Raw genomic sequence first — 16,806 nt, 5'->3', positions numbered from 1 at the left:
CTGAACGCCTTCGAGATCACCTTCGACGGCCGACTCTCCATCGGCCGCCGGTAATACAAATCAACCTGAGTTACACCGTTGGCTGGACACACCCATGGCTGACCCCGGCCAGCCCCCGACACCACTCATTCAATTTCAGTAGTGGCTCTGCTCGGAAGGTTGGACGGCTATCTGGGCGTGTGACTGTTGGGCAGGTTTGCAGCGAAGATCCAGTCAAAGCCGTCGTAGCCAGGTCCATCGAGATGTTCTGCTCGGTTCAGGCCAGCGCGGATCGCCACGCGTTGGGAGGCGATGTTGTCCGGTCGGACTCGGGCGATGAGCGGGAGGTCCGGGACCTGCCGTGCTGCCCAGCCGGCAACGACGGTTGCTGCCTCGGTGGCTAGGCCTTGTCCCCAAGTGGAGGCATCGAAGCGGTAGAAGAGGTTGAGGATCTTCATTCCCGCCAGGTCCATGGGTTTGACTCCACAGAACCCCAGCTGGCGGGTCATGTCGTGGTGCCGGACGACCCAGTAGCCGTAGCCGCAGCGTTGCCACTGGTCGTTCCAACGCAGGTAGAGCTGCTGAGCGTCATGACGCTGGGCAAGGGCATCGGAAGGGTTGTGGACACAGGTTGCGGGGTCATTGTGGATCGCGAAGATGGCGTCGATGTCGGCCGCGGTCGGACGTCGCAACGACAGTCGGGCAGTTGTCAGTTCTTCGTTGGCCGGGTTCTGGTCGCTCATGCCGAGATCGTAGGGCTGTGTCAGGCGGCCCGGGCGGGGTAGTCGGTCCAGTCGCGGATCACCGAGTCGGGCGCGAAGTTGCTCTTGGGGTGGGCGTGTGCGTTGTGCCAGCGGACGTAGGCGGCGATGGCGGCGTTCTGCTCGTCGTGGCTGCGGTGGTCGGTGCCGTTCAGCGCGAAGTAGCGAAGCGCCGCGAATTCGGACTCGATCCAGTTCAGCCACGAGCCGTAGGTGGGCAGGAAGACCAGCTCGATCCGGTTGGCCGCCGCCCATGCCCGCACGTTGGGGTGCTTGTGCGGGGAGAAGTTGTCCAACACGATGTACAGCTTCTCCCCGGGCCAGCGGGCACGCAGGGCCTTAAGCAGGCCGAGGAACTCGCGCCACCGCTTCCGCTTGCGGATCCGGTAGTAGATCTTGCCGGTGGCCAGGTCGAGGGCGGCGAGCATGTGCATCACGCCGTCGTAGCGGTTGTACGTAGCCCGTAGCCGACGCGGCGAACGCGCGGGCCGCCACGCCTTGCCCTTGCGGGGCTGGAGGTTGAGCGGACCGAATTCGTCCACGCAGACCACCCGACCGTCGGCGGGTGGCGTGTCGTAGAGCTCCAGGACCCGGTGCATCTTGGAGATGAAGGCTGGGTCAGTGGAGGCCTTCCACGTCGTTGTCGTCTGCCAGGAGACCTTGCCCTCGCGCAGGATCCGGCGCAGGGTCTCCCGAGTGACGGCGGTGACAACCTTGTGTTTGACCAGATGTTCGGCAAGCTTGGCCAGGCTCCAGGTGGAGAAGGCGGCGATGCCCCAATCGGCGGGGGACGTCCGGGCGATCAGGCAGATGCGTTCGCGCACCTGGTCACTGATCGTCTTCGGGCGTCCCCCGCCCCATTTTGGGTCCAGCGCGTCGAACCCCCGCTCGTTGAAGGCCTGGATGACATCTCGCACGTAGTCCTCGCCGACCTGAAGCAGTGAGGTGATGTCTCGCACCGACTGCCCCTGCGCGGACATCAGCACCACGATTGCCCGCCGGAGCCGGACCGGTTCCTTCGAGGTCCGGCCGATCCGCTGCAGCCGTCGGCCCTCCTCCATGCTCACCGGCCGAACGAACACTCCCGGACGACGCCCCACGACCACCTCCAAGATCAGATGTCGAAGACAGCCTGACGGACTACCAGCAGTCGATCAATTTCCCGGTCGATCTATCGAGCCGAGCCACTAGGAGCTGGCGGTCAACACCTCGTATACGTACTTCGCCATGTCCAGGCCACGCGGTCTCGCCACAGCGGGCGCAGGCGAACCCGTTTTGGTCAGCATCTCGTAGGACACCTGCACGAGCAGGTTGTCGATGCGGAACATCACGTGGGCGTACCCGTAGTCTTTGCCTGTCGGGTTGGACATGCAAAGGTCGTCAGCGAAGTCATGGAGCCGTGGGGCGTTCCCGTAGAAGGAGCTCGTGCGCTCCTTGTCGAAGGCCGCTGATCCGTAGGCGCCGGACGAGAATCGGAACATCGTGACGTCGACGTCGGCGGCCCAGGGATGGTCGGACCAGTAACCTTCCGTGCTCCACCGGCATCCGTGTGACTCTGCGATACCGGTGAACAGGCTGGCACCGATCGCTGTGGCGTCTTCCTCGCCAGCATCCATATCGGGAATGATCGCGCCAGATCGGCTCCCCACCTTGTCGCAGATCTTGGGGATGCTGTTGTACCGCACAGTGACCGTCTGCGTCGGGCTTGCGCTGGGGGGCGGGCTCAGGCTGAGGGGCGGGCTCGCGCTGGGAGTCGTGGAGGGTGTGGTCGGGGAGCTCGCCTGGCTCGGTTGCTGGCCGGGGGTTCCGCGGCCCTGCGAAAGTACATATGGGAAAGCGGCGACCGCTGCGAGCAGGATGGGTGCCACTACCGCCACGGCTGTCCTGCGCTTCAAGACCGACCTGCTCGGAGGGGCAAGCACCTCGGTGGGCAGATCTTTTGTCGGCGGGCGATCATCGGGCGGCATGATGTCTCGGCCGGCCGAGACCGTGCGCAGACGGGTGAGGCGCTGCCGGACTGATGTGGCTGTTCTGGGTGTCGGGCCCGAACTTGCCGCACGCCGGGTCTTGATCTCGCGGTAGCAGTACGCCGGGATGGTCAGGATGATCATCGTGAGGTAGGGCCAGCTGTCTGGGAGGTCCAAATTCTCCCAGTGGATCAGAGCCGTTACGAGCTGCACAGCGAGGGCTGCCACGGCCGTGTACCCCGTCCCGCGCGTCAGGCGGAAGGAGCGGGGTGTGAGTACTGCCGTGAACACCCAGGTGACCGCCAGTTCGACCAGAATCCCGAGCGCCGGCGGGCCGACCAGCGAGGCGACGAGAAGCAGCCACAGGCATACCGGGAGGACGAACCGTGTGGCGCGGCCACGGCGTGCCGGGGTATGCGTCGATGCGGTGTCCGGCCGTGGGGGGAGGCCACTTGCTCTGCGGGTGGGGGCCACGGGCGGGAGCGGGGCCGTCGCTGTCGTGGAGGAGGGTTGGGTGGCCCCTCCTGCTGGTGGCGCGGGGCCTTGGGCGGGTTCGGGTGTGCGGTCGAGGTGTCGTAGTTCCTGGGAGAGGTCGGTGGCGTTCGGGTAGCGCTGGTCGGGGTCCTTTTCCAGCAGCTTCAGCACGAGCTCGTCCCACGCGGAGGGGACGCCGGTGGATACCGAGCTGGGTGTGGGCGGTTCCTGTGTGAGGTGGGCCGTCAGGTACCCCACGGTGTCGGGGGCCTGGAAGGGGAGCCGGCCTGTGATCAGCTCGAAGAGGAGGCAGCCGAGGGCGTACAGGTCGCTGCGCGGTTCTGGGAAGCCGCGTGCTTGTTCGGGCGCCATGTAGGGGGGTGTGCCCACGATGAAGCCGTCCTGGGTGAGGCGGTCTGCGGTCGCGTAGGGGTCGACTGCCCGCGCGATGCCGAAGTCGAGGACCTTCACGGTGCCGGACGGCGTGATGAGGATGTTGGACGGCTTGATGTCCCGATGCATGATCCCGGCTGCGTGCGCCACGGCCAGCGCGTCGGATATCTGCGCGCCCCATCGGGCCGCGTCCGCCAGGGTCACGACACCTCGGCGCAGCATCGTGTCCAGGCCCTCGCCTCGGACCAACTCCATGACCAAGAACGGGACCCGTTCGTCTCCCGCGCCCATCTCGCCGAGGTCGTGGATGGTCACGATGTTGGGGTGCTGCAGTTGGGCGGTGATCCGTGCCTCGCGCAGGAACCTGGCGCGTGCCTCGCCACCGCGGCTTCCGCCGCCGGCGAGTAGGGAGATCACCTTGACCGCGACGTTCCGGCCCAGCGTCTCGTCCTGTGCCTCCCATACTTGCCCCATGCCGCCCTCGCCGAGCTGCCGCACCAACCGGTAACGGTCCCCGAGGAGTTGGTCTCGCATCGTCACGCCTCCCCCGCTTCGAACATTCCTGTCCCTCCTGCTGCCGCACCGGCGCGACAGGGATCACGACGCGGCCGCGAGGGCGGCATGCCCGTTATCCAGAAACCCGCCAAACAGCAGAGGTGTTCGCCAAGGCGGCCACCCTGCTCCGGATCAGCTTTCCACGCCCGGCGCGTCTTTGGCTGCAAAGTGGTGCCGTCGAGGTCGACCGGGGCACCATGAGCGCCGAACGTCTGGCGTCGAAGCTGAAGGTACTGCGGGCTGATCGGTTCGCCCAGTGGTGGCGTTCGAGAAGGCGGTTCGCGGGCGGGGCTAATTTTCTTGTTTCCACTTGTTGATTACCCGTCCTGGGGCACCAATTCGTTTCATCTGCGTGCAGGGCAGGGGCGTGGCGGTTGTCCGGTCGGCGTGCCGTTGCGGCCGGGGCTGGTGGCGGGGGTCTGGGGGCGCCGGATAGGACGCGGTGTCGCGGTCGGGGCCGCGCGACCGGGGCTCCGGGGCGATTCCGGGCCCGGACGGCCGGGGCGCGGGTGGGGGCCGCTCGGCTGGTGCCGGGGTGTGTCCGCGAAGACGGCGCAGCGGGGCTGTCAAGGGCCGCCCCGAGGCGGTCCGGTGCCGGGCCGGGCGGCTACCGGCTGCCGGGGTCGGCCAGGCGCCGGCGTCCGGGCGCCTCGATGGGTTCGGCGGCCAGGCGCCGGAGCCCCGGCGCGGTGGGGGCCGGAAGCGGGTCGGGATCGGCGTCCGCGCGGCGGGTGGAGCGGACGCCGGATGGAAGGTGTCGTCACATCGCCCGTGATCCACCGGTCACGGTGCGGTCCTGCTGCGCCCCGGGTGCCCCGGCGGGCGAGGGGCTCCCAGGGCGCCTGCGGCCGCCCTGCTCGGTCTCGATGGCGCCCGTCCGCCGGCGCCGGGCCGGCGGGCGGGCGGGCTTTCCCTACGGAGTTCTACCGGAGCCCCTGCCGGATCAGCCGTGCTGGTCCGAGGCGATGAGGGTGTCGATCATGCGCTGCAGCAGGTCGGCCTGGAAACGGGCGTCCCGGGCGCCGTTGTGGTCGCCGAGCTGGTCCAGCCGCACAGCCTTGTCGCGCAGCTCCGCGAGCTGCTGGCGCATCCTGCCGATGTCCGCGCGGTGGTCGGTGGGGATGTCGGCCACGACCGTGGCCACGCCCTGCTGGACAGGGGCGGCCTGGGCGGGGGCGGCCGCGAGCAGGGCGCCGCCGGCCAGGGCGACGGTCAGGGCGATGGTGGGTATGCGATGGCGCATTGAGCTTTCTCCTCACGTTCAACGTACTTAGTTGACGGCGCATCAGGGAGTGACCCGTCAGTAGCCATGCGTGCCTCAAGCACGCATCTCACGCTACATGAAAAGCGTGCCCGGCGCACGCTAATCTGGAGGGGTGACGAATCCGACCGGACACCAGATCGCCGAAGCCCTGGGACTGCTGCTGCGGCGCAGCACCCGCACCGGGCTCCACGCCCAGCTGACCGACGGCCTGGGGGAAGCCGTCGACGAGCTCACCTACCCCGTCCTGAGCGGCCTGGCCCGCACCGGCCCATGCAGCGCCGCCGACCTCGGCCGCGAGATCGGACTGGACCGCACCACCGTGACCCGCCGCGCCGACCGCCTGGAGGAGGCCGGCCTGCTGCGCCGCGAGCCCGACCCCGCCGACCGGCGCGCCACCCTGCTCGTCCTCACCGGCTCCGGGTACGACGCGGTGCGGGCCACCCGGGACCGCCTGGCGGCCCGCATCGAGGACTCCCTCGCCTCCTGGCCGGCCGCCGACGCCGAGGTCTTCGCCGGGCTGCTGCGGACCTTCGTGGACGAGGGGCCGTTCCAGGACTGAAGCCCTCGGCGCCAAGGTTCCGGGCCTGGGCCTCAGGCCTTGAGCCCGGCCCGGGTTCCATCAGGCCCGGACCTCCGGGGCCGGGCCCGCGGGCGCCGGACGGCCGACCGGGGGCACGTGCCGGCCGAGCCGTTCCCGGCCTGCGTGACCGGCAACTCGGCGACGACGAGCGTGTGACACGAAGAGCCCCCGTCAGGGTGCCGATGCTGCGCAGCCGTGAGAGATCTGGAGCATGGCTACCTCCGAAGAAAAGTTCACGGCCGAGCCGACGTTCGACGCGTGCTTCGTCGATCCGCGCAGCCCCGGCGACCTGTACCTGTTCAAGGACCGCAGAGTCCTCCTCGTGGACTCCGGCAGCAACAAGTGCCGCTGGGACACCCCCGCGAAAATCTCCGAATGGCGTTCCGACTACCCCTTCCACGACGGCATCGACGCGTGCTTCGTCGATCCGCGCAGCCCCGGCGACCTGTACCTGTTCAAGAACAGCCAGGTCTGCCTCGTGGACTCCGGCGGCAACAAGCGCCGCTGGGACGCCCCGATGAAGATCTCCAGCTGGCGCAGTGAGTACCCCTTCGAGGCCGGGATCGACTCGTGCTTCGTCAGCCTCCGTAGCCCCGGTGACCTGTACCTGTTCAAGGGCAACCAGGTGAGCAAGGTCGACTCCGGAGAGAACAAGCGGCGGGAAGGACCGGAAAAGATCGCCGACTGGCGGCCGGCCTATCCGTTCGACGACGGCATCAAGCCGTGCTTCGTCGACCCCCGCAGCCCAGGCGACCTGTACCTGTTCAAGGGCAACAACGTCTGCCTCGTCGACGCGGACGGCAACGAGGTGCGCAAGGGCCGCCAGACGATCGGCTCCTGGCGCTCCGAGTACCTCGCCTTCTGACAAGGGCCTGTGGGTGCGGTAAGGCGCCGAAATTCGCCACAGCACCCGACGAAATACGGGGGCCTGCCGACATGCCCTGTCGCCGGGCCGCATAGCCCCGGCGGCAGGGGTCCTCTGCCTTGGGCGGGACATGATGCCCGTCCGTGTAGTCGACGGCTTCGCTCCCCGCCGGGGCGGGCGGCCGTGCGGGTGGACGGAGCCGTAGACGGATTCCTTGATGCCGGACGGCCCGGTCGACCGTTCCCGTGTCAGGTTCCGGAGGCCGGGCGCACCGGCCCGCAGCCGTGCGAGCCGAGGCGGCACGTTCTCCTGGCCGCCGTCGGCGGTGAAGACGACGCAAGGCGCCTTTTGCGTAACCGTCTGCGCCCCTATGTCGTGGATGAACTTCCACTTCCATCTCACAGCCTAGGAGCGGTTTTGCTCAGTTCCCAATATCGGCGTTGCGCTGCCCGTGCCGGCCTCGCCCTCGTCTTGGCGTGTGTGCCGGCCACCGGCCTCGCCACTACGGCTCACGCCACCGTCAATGACATCTGCGGGGGCGAAGCGGGCGACTACGTCGGCACCTTCTCCGCCAGCGGCACCGATGACAACGGCAAGACGGTGGCCATGACGGTAACGTTCAGCCCCAATCTGGTAGCTCGAACCGAATACCAGAAGGATTCTGACAACTTCTCATACACGGCCACCGGCACGTATGAAGTCGATAATGTCATCTCGGAAGGCTCTCAAAGCAGCAGCATTACATGGCAGGCAGGAGCAGGCCGGAGCATTTCTTCCTCCTATCGGCCGGAGTTTCTCGTGAGTACCAGGTGCAGCGACACAACCTCGCCCGTGGTGACCGATATGGTGCTGAGTTACAACAACGATGTCATTCCACTCAAACGCCAGGCCTGACCGACAGCACCAGAGATGGCAGCACCCATGAGGACTTGCCCCACGGTGCTGCCGACCGTCGCCTTCGGGCGCGCTACCAGGGCTCTGACCGAGACAAAGCAGCCACCCCATCGCGTTGGCTGTCGCCAGTGCTGTGACCGAGAACGCTCACCGGGTTGAGGCGGGCCAGTCAGCCGGAAGCGTGTAGTGCCAACCCGGGCGCCAGCTAGGTGGCGCCATGACCAGGTCCTCCAGTAAGTGATGCTCCGGTCAGCAGGCAGTCCGGGGCCCATCGGTTGGCCGAGTGGGCGATCACCCCGGGCCGGAAACGGCGGCGAAAGCCCCACCGCGGACCGGGCCTGGGGAGCCGGGTGCAACGCGGGGCTGCAACACGCCCTTCCCCGGCCCGGTTCCCGCGCATCGGCGCAGGCCAGGCTGCAACGCGGCAGCCGGACAGCCGCTCGCGTTGCAGTGTGTTGCACCTGCGCGTTGCCGCCAGGCCAGGGCGGGGCGGGGCGGCGGCCTCGGCATCCGCGCGTTCCTCGGCTCCGTGGTTGGGCCCCGGGCGGGACACTGCTAGCCGACGTAGTCGTCCTGTGCGGCGATCTTGCCGTCGCGCAGTTGGAGGACCGTGCAGAAGCGGGCGGTGACCGGTTCTCCGGCCGGGGGAAGGGCCGGCACGGCCCCGGAGCTGGTCCCGGCGAAGTCGGTTTCGAGGGCGATGAGGTCCCCGCTGGCGATGACCCGCTTGATGGTCAGCTTCCGGTCGGGGACGGCGCCCGCGTATTCGCGGATGTGGCCCACGAAGGCGTCCCGGCCGCGGAAGGCGAGCTGGTAGGCGCCGATGGTGTAGACGACATCGTCGGTGTACAGGGCTCCGAACTGCTCGAAGTCCTGGTCGTTGTAGGCGTTCACCCACGTGCGGGCGAGTTCGGTGGCGTCCGTGGGGACCGTGTTGCTGGTCATGCCTGCTGGCCTTTCTGTGCCGTAAGAAGCCGTACCGAGAGGTTGACACCCATATAGGTCTATTTTTGTCCTATATGCACAAAGCCGGTGATTGCTGTGTTCTCGCACTAAAGTCGGCGGGATGAGCAGAGCGGGAGAGGGATTGCCCATGGAGCCGGAGGACGTCGCGGAGTTCGCGATGGGCCTGCCGGGGGCGACGGAGGGCGAGCCCGGGCCGGGGATGACCCTGTACAAGGTCGGGGGCAAGATCTTCGCGGTCCTGACCGAGGCGACCGCCTCGCGCCCCGCTCAGGTGACCCTCAAGTGCGACCCCGATCTCGCGCTGCACCTGCGCGAGCAGTACCCAGCCGTGGGCCCCAGCTTCTACGGGCGCCTGCGGCACTGGAACACCGTGGTCCTGGACGGCACCGTGCCCGCCGACGAGCTCGGCGAGATGATCGAGCACTCCTGGGAGTGCGTCGTGGCGGGCTTGCCCCGCACCGCCCGCGAACGGCTGCGATCGCTTCACCAGGGCCGGGCATGACCCCTCGCACCCGCCGCTGGGCCGGACGGGCCGGCCCTATTCGGTGCCGCGCAGTGCGAGGGCCGCGGTGCGGGCGCGCTCCAGCCAGCTCATGACCTGGCGCAGCGTGGCGGGGTCGACGTGGCGGGTGAGGTCGCGGACGGCCTGGTGGTCTCGTCGGTCAGCGCGTGGAGGCCGGCGCGGTCGAGGGCGGTATAGAGAGGCTGGGCGGCGGTGCCGGCGAGGCGGTGGTACCGGCGAGGCGGCGGTGGGCGGCGTCGGTGGTCTGCCGGGCCTAGTGAGCGGCCTCACGGGCGCGGTCGGCGACGTCCTGGCGGTGGCGTTCGGCGCACAGCGCGTGCTGGAGGGCGGTGTCGTGGTCGGGGTCGTAGCGCTCGGCGCGGGCCCCGGCCATGTGGTCACGTACGCGCTGCCACTCCGGGCGGATGTCGGCTGCGGTGGCGAAGGCTGGTGCGGTGTAGTCGCTCGGGACGGGGTATTCGCCGGATCGGGTGAAGGTGGCGGGGCTTGACTTCGTGTGCGGATCAGAGGCCCTACGCTCGCCTGAGTCGACGCGGTCCAAGTCGTTGGCCCGTAGCGGTGCCGCCTGGTCGACTGGGCGACGTGCGCTCCGGATTCCCTGATCGACCGCCATTCTAGGAGGCGCGCCATGGCTGTGACGGACATCGACATCCTGGAGGGGGATCAGTCCCCGCGAGAGGGCTGGGAGATGGACAAGAATGACCTCAACGCGGGGGCCGGCGGTGACTACCTCTACCTGACCTGGCAGAACGACGGCACCAGGAACCCCGTCACCGACCTCTACGTCATCGAGGGCGAGGACGAGGACCCCCCTCACGGCTACTACAAGATCGGCACGGACCTCAACAAGGGGGCCGGCGGCCAGTACCTCTACCTGTGTTTCACGCGGGACGGGTCGCAGCCCATCACGGACCTCGCCGTAGTCACCAGCAACAACAAGGACGTGGCCGCTCCGGCCGGCTACAAGCGCTACGAGAAGGACCTCAACGCGGGGGCCCGCGGGAAGTACGTCTACATCTGCTACAAGCGGTAGGCGTGACGGCGGTTCCTCGCAGTGGGCGGGGTGGTCTCCGGGTTCCGGTGCCACCCCGCGCTTCTGTTGCCGACCTTCGGGTCCGATTATCCGGCGCCACGACGACGCCCGCCGCCACAAGATCAATTAACGAATCAACGACCCGCCACAACGCGCAACAAGTCACGCCCCACGGTTCCGCACCGGGAAGAGCTTGGCGTGGAGCACCCGCGTCTCCCACCACGGATCATCCGGAGCGGAGACCAGCGCGGCCACCAGCTCCCGCTTGGTCGGGGCGGGCAGCACCAACGGGCCCAGCCCCTCTGCGGTGCGGGCCCCACGCACCCCAACGCCCCGTCCGATGCGGACATCCACGCGTGGACCAGCCACGCCGACCACCGGTTGCAGGCGAACCACCCCGGAAACATGCTGGTACAGCATGCCGCGGCCTGCCGCGAGCATGACGAGTACCCCCCGGAAATCCCAGAGGCGCTCACGTCCCCCACGTGATCCGGCATTGAACGTGGGGCTGGGCCGTCCAGTCGTGAAGCGTTCGGGCCGCGCCGTGCCTTCAAGGCCGCCCTCGGCATCGCTTCGCGATGAGCTGGGCTCGCTCACCCCTGACCGCACGCCCCGGCCGTGGTGCCGGCGGGCTACCGGGCGGACCGGCCGGAGGTGGGGGTTGTTCAAAGAGCGCCATCAAGCAGGGCCTGCGTCTGGCCGGCCTCGGCTGATGGCCTGAACAGATAAGGAGACGGAAATGGCTGGACAGTCCGCTGCGTCCGGATGGACGCTTACCCGCGTGTTTGCCCAAGGGACTCCTTCACCCAGGGACATCCGGGTCACTTGGACGGGGACCTGCCCGGAGGAGTCCGCCGGAGGTAACGCCCATTTGTTCCACGGCGAGGCCCCCGTCGGCCTGTCCCGGGTCGAGTGTCGGCAGGGCCAGTTCACCGCGGCGTTCATGGTCCCCGACTACGAGGACCGTGGTCTCAAGAAGGGGCAGGGCAACGATCTCATGCTCCGCATTCTCACTGACCACACGATGGTCGACCTCAAGGGGACGATCAACCTGTAGCCGGACTGGCGGCCCGGCGCACACGCGCCGGGACCACCGCACGCAGCTGCGCCTGCAACCGCACCCCTGCCGCTGCCGCACGGGCGCAGCGTGCTGCACCTGCGGCCTGGGTGGCCTGAACGGCGGCCTGCTTCTGCGGCTGGCCGCCGAGGAGAACCCGGCCGCCGCCGAAGCTGCTCGCCGCCGTCCCGGCCGACGCCGCCCGAATCGAGGACCTGGCCCAGCGCGGACCGTCCGCGCCCATCTGGCACCCGCCCGGCAACCGGGGTGGGCGGGCGTGCGGGTGGACGGAGCTGTAGACGGCGGGCGCAACAACAGCGGGAGGGGCGGACCTGGTGGTCCGCCCCTCGCTGTTCTGCCTTCCCGGGCAGCCGAACGGCCGCCCCTGGCAAGGCCAGCAGCCGGCCCGCGCCCGCAGCCTCAAGAGGATGGATGGCTCCGGCTTGGCGGTGAGGACAGTGCCTTGGTGCCGATCGCGGCTGTCGACCGGCGGCTGGTGCTAGGCGCCCCGCCCAACTCGCCGCAGAGGTCGCGGGCATCGGAGACATGACAGAGGCTGGAAAGAGAGCTCCGCTAAGCCCGCAATCCGCCCTGGATCCAGAACGCCCGCTATCTCAACGACGTGCTCAGCAGCCACGCCAAGGCCACTGACAGTTCACACAAAAGTGGCAATTTTTCCACTCCTGCTAAATCAAGAAGAAATCCAAAATTCTGAGAGTAGTTATCATGCAGTCACGCCAAAAGTTGGCCATGCTAGCAGCTGCCACAAGCACCTTAGCGACCCTCGCAATCGCCCCAGCGACGCAGGCAGCTGCCAACCAGGACAGCGGACACGTGCACCTGATGGGGACAGTCGCGTCCTGCAAGGAGGGGGGAGCCATCACGCGCGTCCGCGTGCAGACGGCAAATCTCGAAGGCGCCGATGATTACGGCCCGACAGATCTTCTCGCCCACACATACTCAGTCGTCTTCGAGAACGTCCCGACCGGAGGCGAGAAAGCGGAAGCATACGTCACCTGCACCGATTTTAGTGGAGCCGACCACACCTATGGAAATGAGATAACGATCAACCGCCCACTTGTCGGCGATATCGTCCTCACCGACCTGGCGCCCTAACTAACTCGATACCAGTGGCTTACGGTAGCCTCGATTTTGCGGAGCGGCTCCCCGCTTCTCTCGGCTGGGTTTTCATGGCGAGGGCCCGGCTGTCGCGTCAGGTGGGCGGCAGCCCGGTTCAGGCCTTGGAACCCTCTCGAGGGGATCAGGGCGGCCCGCACCCTGGTGCAGCTGCGGGACTTCGTCCGGCAGTCCTCCGGCAGCCCGGACTGGGACTTCACCACCGACCGGCAGCACCCGGCGCCACCGCCAAGCGGTGCCTGAACCGGCTGGGACGTGATCGGGTGGCCGCGCCGGAGCCGGGAGAATAGTCCGATGACCAGTCAGCTCCCCCGCGGCCTCACCTCTCTGATCCCCACCTCCCCCGCGCCCACCGCCGGCCAGCGCGCCGCCGCCCAGCTCCTGCAGCTCGACCAGGCGCTGCTCCCGATCCCGGTCATCGCGGCCGCCGCCGAGCTGATCGCCGACCGCCTCGAGGACCCCGACCAGACCACCCGCGACGCGGCCGGCGCGGTCCTCGCCCACCTGCACGCCGCACTGGCCAGCGCCGCCCCACGCCCCGTCGAGAACCGGCCGGCCGAACCCGAGCTCGGCCGACGCCGCCCGCCCGCGTAAACGTTCGTTGCTCAGACCCGGAACAACGCCGGACACTGAAGGCATGTCGCGCGGGTCCTGGGCGGGTGCAGCGGGCCGTGCTGGCCCACCTGGCCGCCGAGCGGGTTCCGGCGCCAGCCGAAGCGCGTCAGGTGCCGCCGTGCAGCCGGTCCAGAACCCGCTCCATACCCAGCAGGCCAGCGTCCAGGCTGATCTGCTGAAGCCAAGCATCGACCAGGGCACGACGTTCCACCGGATCGCGTTGGTCAACGCCGGGATCAGCAAGCAGATTGGCGCCGCGGGAGGTGCCGGCATCGGGGACAGGGGTGAGGCCGTTGCCTACGAGCAACGCCGGGACATCCGCGCTGGTGATGAAGTCCAGGCCGATCGGCTGCGGCACCACGAGGGGGTCAACACCTGCCAGACCGGCCAAGGCTTCGGTGACACTGTCGTCGACCAGCGCCGCGACCAAAGCATCGATCAGTTCATACAGGCGGCCAACCGCGACGGGTGGGCTGGGCTTTCCCGCGACATGCCCGAAGCGCACGACGACCTCCAGGGAGACCTGCAGATGCGAGACGGGAGCGCCGTACGAGGCCGGAAGGTCGACCTTGGCGATGGCTTCCAGTGGGAACGGCGGTGCGCCGCCCGGCCCGCCCTGCCACAGCAGCCGGGCGTGCCGGGCCCGGTTGAATCCCGCACGGTGGAAGGGGTTCATCCCGCCCTCCCCCAGCGAGGCGCACCAGTGGAACAGGGCTTGGTGCAGGGGCGAGCTATTCAGGGCGTCGGCGAAGGACTGGATACCGCGCTCCGGCAGCGGTCGCCAGGTCGCCGAGGAGTCGACTGGCACGAACATCCCACTGCGTACGAGGAAGTCCGCCGTCTCCTGCCCTTGATCGTTGCGGGGCAGTTCAGCAAGGGGCAGCCGCAGTCCGGCAGTCCTGGTCTGGGGGGCCACCTCGGTGATCAGCTGTGTCAGTCGCGACAGGCCCGCCACCGCGTTGCGGCCGTGGAGTCGGATTGGAGCAGCGCCGGCGATCAGGAGGGGGCGCGGCGCCTTCGCCGGGTCGACGCGGACCACAAGAACCATCAGGCCGCCGCTGTCGGGGATCGGCACCGGGATGATCTCCGGCACCCACGGCTGCTCCAGCTTCTGGTGACAGGCGCTGACGATCTGGACGATCGTCGGCTCCGGAACACCGATCACCCGGTCGTCCACGTTGCGTTCGGTGACGCCGACCAGGATCAGGCCGCCGTAGCTGTTTGCCATCGCCGCGACCGAGTCGGGGATCTTCGCGGCGAAGCTCTCCTTGTACTCCAAGGTCAAGCTCTCGGGCTGGCCTACGGAAACCAGTTCGCGAACGCGCTCCAGCGTCACGTCAGCGGCGTGGCAGGCGAACAATGAGGCGGTAGAGGTCATACGGGCCACCCGTCCGGCAATGTTGAGTGGTTGGGAGTCATCACCCGAGTCAAGCTAGCGAAGCCGCAAGCCGTCGCACAGTGAAATTTCGATCTCCCCGATGGCTTCACTGCGCCGGCAGCCGCCATCTCCGGAGCCTGATCTTTGCGGCATAACTCCCGAGATGCGGCGGCCGGCCTGGTCGGCCACCAGCGGCTCGCGTTGGACGGCGTCACCTACGTCCAGCAGCGCGGCACCCCGCGTCGGCCGGTGCCTCGGTGGGAGGTGCGGATCGAGGCGTGCGCCGGGACCGGCTGCGGGGCGTGTGTCGCGGGGACGTTCCGGTACCCGGGCGAGGCGATGAGCCTGGACGTGATCGACGCGCTGCTGGAGCAGGACGGCTACGTGCCCGGGCAGGTCGAGGCGTTCTGCCGCCGGGGCTGGCACTGGAACCGCTACGAGATTCCCGGCCCGCAGCGCCGTCGCCCTGTGAACGTGACGGCCAGCGAGGGCTGCGCTCGCCGGGCGACGACGCCGAAGGAACGCGAGGCCGGTGGCCGGGCTCTCGACGCCCACATCGCCCGAATCACCGCCGGATTCCGCCTGCCGCTCAGTTGATCGCCGCTCTCTTGGCCGAGCCGACGGCGCCCGCCGGTGATGGCCCGAAGGTGTGCGTCCCGGTACCGGCGGGCGCCGGGTGCAGCGTAGTGGGGCGGCCGGTGTGCGGGGTGGTGGCGCGCAGCCGGCCGGGACCGCGGGGGCAGGGGGGTGCCCGGGTCCCGGCCGGGGGAGGCTTCGGCCGTGCGTGGGCGCGGCCGCTCTGCTCGGCAGCCCCGTCTTGGGGATGGTGGGGTTTCCGTGCCGGGAATGCTAGACCCGCGCGTCGGTGGTGAACAGGGCTGCGACCTGCGATTTTTCGGCAGCGAACATGCCAGGTGCCTGGCCGGCCGCCGCTGTTCTACGGCTCGGGCACGGCCGGTGCCCCGTGTCATATCAGCGGTCGCACGCGCCGTCCGGTGCCGCGCCGGGTGTCCGCTGGGCTTCGAGGGCGAGAGCAGTGGCGGTGGCGGTCTCGGCGTGGCCGAGCGCGGCCAGGGCCGGCAGGAAGTCCCCTTCGGAGGAGAACTTCGCGGCTTGGTCGAGGAACATCTCGACCGTTTTCCAGTGGTCGTCGGTCTCGATGTCGTACGCGGTGCGCAGGTGCTCGGTGGCGGCGGTCAGCAGGGCGGGCCAGCCGTCGTGGTCGGCGAGGTGCAGCCCGGTCAGCGGGGTGAGCCACAGATCGGCGTGGGCGCGCAGCGCCTGGCCGGGCTCGCGGTAGTCCACGGCGAGTCCGCAGGCGGAGGTCAGCATCGCCTTGGTGCCGGAACGCATGGTCAGGCAGGCGAACCAGGCTGTGGGTGGCGGGGTGTGGTCGGCGCAGACCTGGACGGTCAGGGCGAGGCTGTCGCCGGGATCGCCGTCGGTGCCGGTGTCGGGCAGGTGTCCTTCGACGACGGTGGTGGCCCGGCCGGGGCACCGGTGGATGTTGCGCATGCTCGTCACGTCGCCGCGCGTCCACCGCCGCACGCGGGTGGGGCGCTGCTCCTGCAGGGCGGCGCTGATCTCGTAGGGCAGCTGGTGGGCGAAGCGCACGATCGGCTTGAGGATGTCCGACCACGGTGGGTCGTGCTTGTCGTCGTCCAGATCGCTCAGCGGCACTCCGAGCGCCCTGTCCGGGTCCACACCGCGGTGCCCCGCCCCCACGCGCACACTGTTCAGGCTGCGGACCAGCTGCGTGTGCTCCTCCTGGTTCAACGCCCGTACGGTGGCGTTGCGGGCGGCGTAGCGCTGCTCGGCATCAACCTGCAGCAGGTCGATCAGGCCGCCGAGCGTGGGTTCCGTGAACAGCGGCTTCAGCTCTGCGAGCGACAGCGGCGGCCGCCCGGCGACGACCCGGTCCAGGACCGTCATGCCGACCACCGCGTAGGCGGCGGTCTGCTGCCACAGCAGGCGCGCCAGGCGGGAGGTGAAGGTGAACGCTTCGACGGCGACCTCCGACAGCACCTCGAAGTGCAGCGGCAGACCGCCGCCAGTCGCGTCCAGACGCCGCTCGGCGGCCTCCGTCGTCGTGATCAGCCGCTCGCCCGTCGCCTCCGCCGACGCCAGCTCGTGCACCAGGCTCCCGACCGTCTCGTCGAACACGGCGATGACCTCGTACTCCACCGCGCTGAGACCCGACAAGCTCTCCCTGCTCGGGAAATCCACCCCTGATCCCCTCCCACCACGACCTTGTCCGTCCGACGGCCCCACGCTAGCCGGTGACTTCGCAGGTGGGGTTTTGGGTTTCCAGCCAGCGGGGTCGGGTTTCGTCGATGCTGAGGAGTTCGAGCAGGTGTGCTTGGAC

The 16,806-nt window shown here is 68.8% G+C and carries 18 protein-coding genes; 10 read left to right on the top strand and 8 right to left on the bottom strand.

Going from position 1 to position 16,806, the window contains the following annotated elements:
* Nucleotides 1-167: 167 nt before the first annotated feature.
* From ACFQ87_RS40105 to ACFQ87_RS40095, 3 genes are all read right to left on the bottom strand, one after another.
* On the bottom strand, nucleotides 168-722 hold the full coding sequence (locus tag ACFQ87_RS40105; RefSeq protein ID WP_380615897.1) for a GNAT family N-acetyltransferase: 555 nt from the start codon (nucleotides 720-722) through the stop codon (nucleotides 168-170).
* A gap of 20 nt (nucleotides 723-742) precedes the next feature.
* Complete coding sequence (locus ACFQ87_RS40100) at nucleotides 743-1,801, bottom strand: IS630 family transposase (RefSeq protein ID WP_380615898.1); 1,059 nt, start codon at nucleotides 1,799-1,801, stop codon at nucleotides 743-745.
* A gap of 126 nt (nucleotides 1,802-1,927) precedes the next feature.
* Nucleotides 1,928-4,108 (bottom strand): protein kinase, encoded by a 2,181-nt coding sequence (locus tag ACFQ87_RS40095; protein WP_380615896.1) that lies wholly within the window; start codon nucleotides 4,106-4,108, stop codon nucleotides 1,928-1,930.
* Nucleotides 4,109-4,230: 122 nt separating this feature from the next.
* On the opposite strand from ACFQ87_RS40095, the gene ACFQ87_RS40090 reads away from it, so the two are divergent.
* Nucleotides 4,231-4,446 carry a hypothetical protein gene (locus tag ACFQ87_RS40090; protein WP_380615895.1) on the top strand — a complete coding sequence of 72 codons (216 nt, stop codon included), beginning with the start codon at nucleotides 4,231-4,233 and terminating at the stop codon, nucleotides 4,444-4,446.
* A gap of 626 nt (nucleotides 4,447-5,072) precedes the next feature.
* On the opposite strand, the gene ACFQ87_RS40085 is transcribed toward ACFQ87_RS40090, so the two are convergent.
* Nucleotides 5,073-5,372: a hypothetical protein gene (locus ACFQ87_RS40085; protein ID WP_380615894.1), complete on the bottom strand. Its 300-nt coding sequence runs from the start codon at nucleotides 5,370-5,372 to the stop codon at nucleotides 5,073-5,075.
* Between the two features lie 133 nt (nucleotides 5,373-5,505).
* On the opposite strand from ACFQ87_RS40085, the gene ACFQ87_RS40080 reads away from it, so the two are divergent.
* The 3 genes from ACFQ87_RS40080 to ACFQ87_RS40070 all read left to right on the top strand — a co-directional run bounded on the left by ACFQ87_RS40080 (nucleotide 5,506) and on the right by ACFQ87_RS40070 (nucleotide 7,732).
* Nucleotides 5,506-5,952, top strand: a complete 447-nt coding sequence (locus ACFQ87_RS40080) for a MarR family winged helix-turn-helix transcriptional regulator (protein WP_380615893.1) — start codon at nucleotides 5,506-5,508, stop codon at nucleotides 5,950-5,952.
* A 232-nt stretch (nucleotides 5,953-6,184) separates the two neighbouring features.
* On the top strand, nucleotides 6,185-6,838 hold the full coding sequence (locus ACFQ87_RS40075; RefSeq protein ID WP_380615892.1) for a hypothetical protein: 654 nt from the start codon (nucleotides 6,185-6,187) through the stop codon (nucleotides 6,836-6,838).
* A 417-nt stretch (nucleotides 6,839-7,255) separates the two neighbouring features.
* Nucleotides 7,256-7,732 (top strand): hypothetical protein, encoded by a 477-nt coding sequence (locus tag ACFQ87_RS40070; protein ID WP_380615891.1) that lies wholly within the window; start codon nucleotides 7,256-7,258, stop codon nucleotides 7,730-7,732.
* 555 nt (nucleotides 7,733-8,287) lie between these two features.
* On the opposite strand, the gene ACFQ87_RS40065 is transcribed toward ACFQ87_RS40070, so the two are convergent.
* Complete coding sequence (locus tag ACFQ87_RS40065; RefSeq protein ID WP_380615890.1) at nucleotides 8,288-8,677, bottom strand: nuclear transport factor 2 family protein; 390 nt, start codon at nucleotides 8,675-8,677, stop codon at nucleotides 8,288-8,290.
* Between the two features lie 121 nt (nucleotides 8,678-8,798).
* Between ACFQ87_RS40065 and ACFQ87_RS40060 the strand changes: the two genes are divergently transcribed.
* Together ACFQ87_RS40060 and ACFQ87_RS40055 are read left to right on the top strand one after the other, a co-directional pair.
* A complete protein-coding gene (locus tag ACFQ87_RS40060) occupies nucleotides 8,799-9,200 on the top strand; it encodes an MmcQ/YjbR family DNA-binding protein (protein WP_380615889.1) in 402 nt (133 codons plus the stop codon).
* A 649-nt stretch (nucleotides 9,201-9,849) separates the two neighbouring features.
* Nucleotides 9,850-10,254: a hypothetical protein gene (locus tag ACFQ87_RS40055; RefSeq protein WP_380615888.1), complete on the top strand. Its 405-nt coding sequence runs from the start codon at nucleotides 9,850-9,852 to the stop codon at nucleotides 10,252-10,254.
* 162 nt (nucleotides 10,255-10,416) lie between these two features.
* Here ACFQ87_RS40055 and ACFQ87_RS40050 read toward each other — a convergent pair whose 3' ends face one another.
* A complete protein-coding gene (locus tag ACFQ87_RS40050) occupies nucleotides 10,417-10,578 on the bottom strand; it encodes a hypothetical protein (RefSeq protein ID WP_380615887.1) in 162 nt (53 codons plus the stop codon).
* Nucleotides 10,579-11,125: 547 nt separating this feature from the next.
* Here ACFQ87_RS40050 and ACFQ87_RS40045 point away from each other — a divergent pair.
* The 3 genes from ACFQ87_RS40045 (at nucleotide 11,126) to ACFQ87_RS40035 (ending at nucleotide 13,042) form a co-directional block, all read left to right on the top strand.
* On the top strand, nucleotides 11,126-11,311 hold the full coding sequence (locus tag ACFQ87_RS40045; protein ID WP_380615886.1) for a hypothetical protein: 186 nt from the start codon (nucleotides 11,126-11,128) through the stop codon (nucleotides 11,309-11,311).
* A gap of 834 nt (nucleotides 11,312-12,145) precedes the next feature.
* Nucleotides 12,146-12,427, top strand: a complete 282-nt coding sequence (locus ACFQ87_RS40040; protein ID WP_380615885.1) for a hypothetical protein — start codon at nucleotides 12,146-12,148, stop codon at nucleotides 12,425-12,427.
* 315 nt (nucleotides 12,428-12,742) lie between these two features.
* Entirely contained in the window at nucleotides 12,743-13,042 is a 300-nt protein-coding gene (locus tag ACFQ87_RS40035; RefSeq protein ID WP_380615884.1) for a hypothetical protein, read from the top strand.
* Nucleotides 13,043-13,169: 127 nt separating this feature from the next.
* Here the strand turns inward: ACFQ87_RS40035 and ACFQ87_RS40030 are convergent, their stop codons facing one another.
* Nucleotides 13,170-14,441: a helix-turn-helix domain-containing protein gene (locus ACFQ87_RS40030; protein ID WP_380615883.1), complete on the bottom strand. Its 1,272-nt coding sequence runs from the start codon at nucleotides 14,439-14,441 to the stop codon at nucleotides 13,170-13,172.
* A 144-nt stretch (nucleotides 14,442-14,585) separates the two neighbouring features.
* Between ACFQ87_RS40030 and ACFQ87_RS40025 the strand changes: the two genes are divergently transcribed.
* Entirely contained in the window at nucleotides 14,586-15,038 is a 453-nt protein-coding gene (locus tag ACFQ87_RS40025) for a hypothetical protein (RefSeq protein ID WP_380615882.1), read from the top strand.
* A 375-nt stretch (nucleotides 15,039-15,413) separates the two neighbouring features.
* On the opposite strand, the gene ACFQ87_RS40020 is transcribed toward ACFQ87_RS40025, so the two are convergent.
* Nucleotides 15,414-16,643: a hypothetical protein gene (locus ACFQ87_RS40020; RefSeq protein ID WP_380615881.1), complete on the bottom strand. Its 1,230-nt coding sequence runs from the start codon at nucleotides 16,641-16,643 to the stop codon at nucleotides 15,414-15,416.
* Nucleotides 16,644-16,806 lie beyond the last annotated feature (163 nt).

Origin of the sequence: Kitasatospora sp. NPDC056531 (assembly GCF_042794375.1) — a bacterium.
In the GTDB taxonomy this organism is placed as follows: Bacteria; Actinomycetota; Actinomycetes; order Streptomycetales; family Streptomycetaceae; genus Kitasatospora.
This window is presented reverse-complemented; position numbering and strand designations above follow the sequence as displayed.

What these genes read in the sequence shown, in the direction of transcription:
- ACFQ87_RS40105 (WP_380615897.1), bottom strand. Translation starts at nt 722, where the DNA reads ATGAGCGACCAGAACCCGGCCAACGAAGAACTGACAACTGCCCGACTG.
- ACFQ87_RS40100 (WP_380615898.1), bottom strand. Translation starts at nt 1,801, where the DNA reads ATGGAGGAGGGCCGACGGCTGCAGCGGATCGGCCGGACCTCGAAGGAA.
- ACFQ87_RS40095 (WP_380615896.1), bottom strand. Translation starts at nt 4,108, where the DNA reads ATGCGAGACCAACTCCTCGGGGACCGTTACCGGTTGGTGCGGCAGCTC.
- ACFQ87_RS40085 (WP_380615894.1), bottom strand. Translation starts at nt 5,372, where the DNA reads ATGCGCCATCGCATACCCACCATCGCCCTGACCGTCGCCCTGGCCGGC.
- ACFQ87_RS40075 (WP_380615892.1), top strand. Translation starts at nt 6,185, where the DNA reads ATGGCTACCTCCGAAGAAAAGTTCACGGCCGAGCCGACGTTCGACGCG.
- ACFQ87_RS40065 (WP_380615890.1), bottom strand. Translation starts at nt 8,677, where the DNA reads ATGACCAGCAACACGGTCCCCACGGACGCCACCGAACTCGCCCGCACG.
- ACFQ87_RS40060 (WP_380615889.1), top strand. Translation starts at nt 8,799, where the DNA reads ATGAGCAGAGCGGGAGAGGGATTGCCCATGGAGCCGGAGGACGTCGCG.
- ACFQ87_RS40055 (WP_380615888.1), top strand. Translation starts at nt 9,850, where the DNA reads ATGGCTGTGACGGACATCGACATCCTGGAGGGGGATCAGTCCCCGCGA.
- ACFQ87_RS40035 (WP_380615884.1), top strand. Translation starts at nt 12,743, where the DNA reads ATGACCAGTCAGCTCCCCCGCGGCCTCACCTCTCTGATCCCCACCTCC.
- ACFQ87_RS40030 (WP_380615883.1), bottom strand. Translation starts at nt 14,441, where the DNA reads ATGACCTCTACCGCCTCATTGTTCGCCTGCCACGCCGCTGACGTGACG.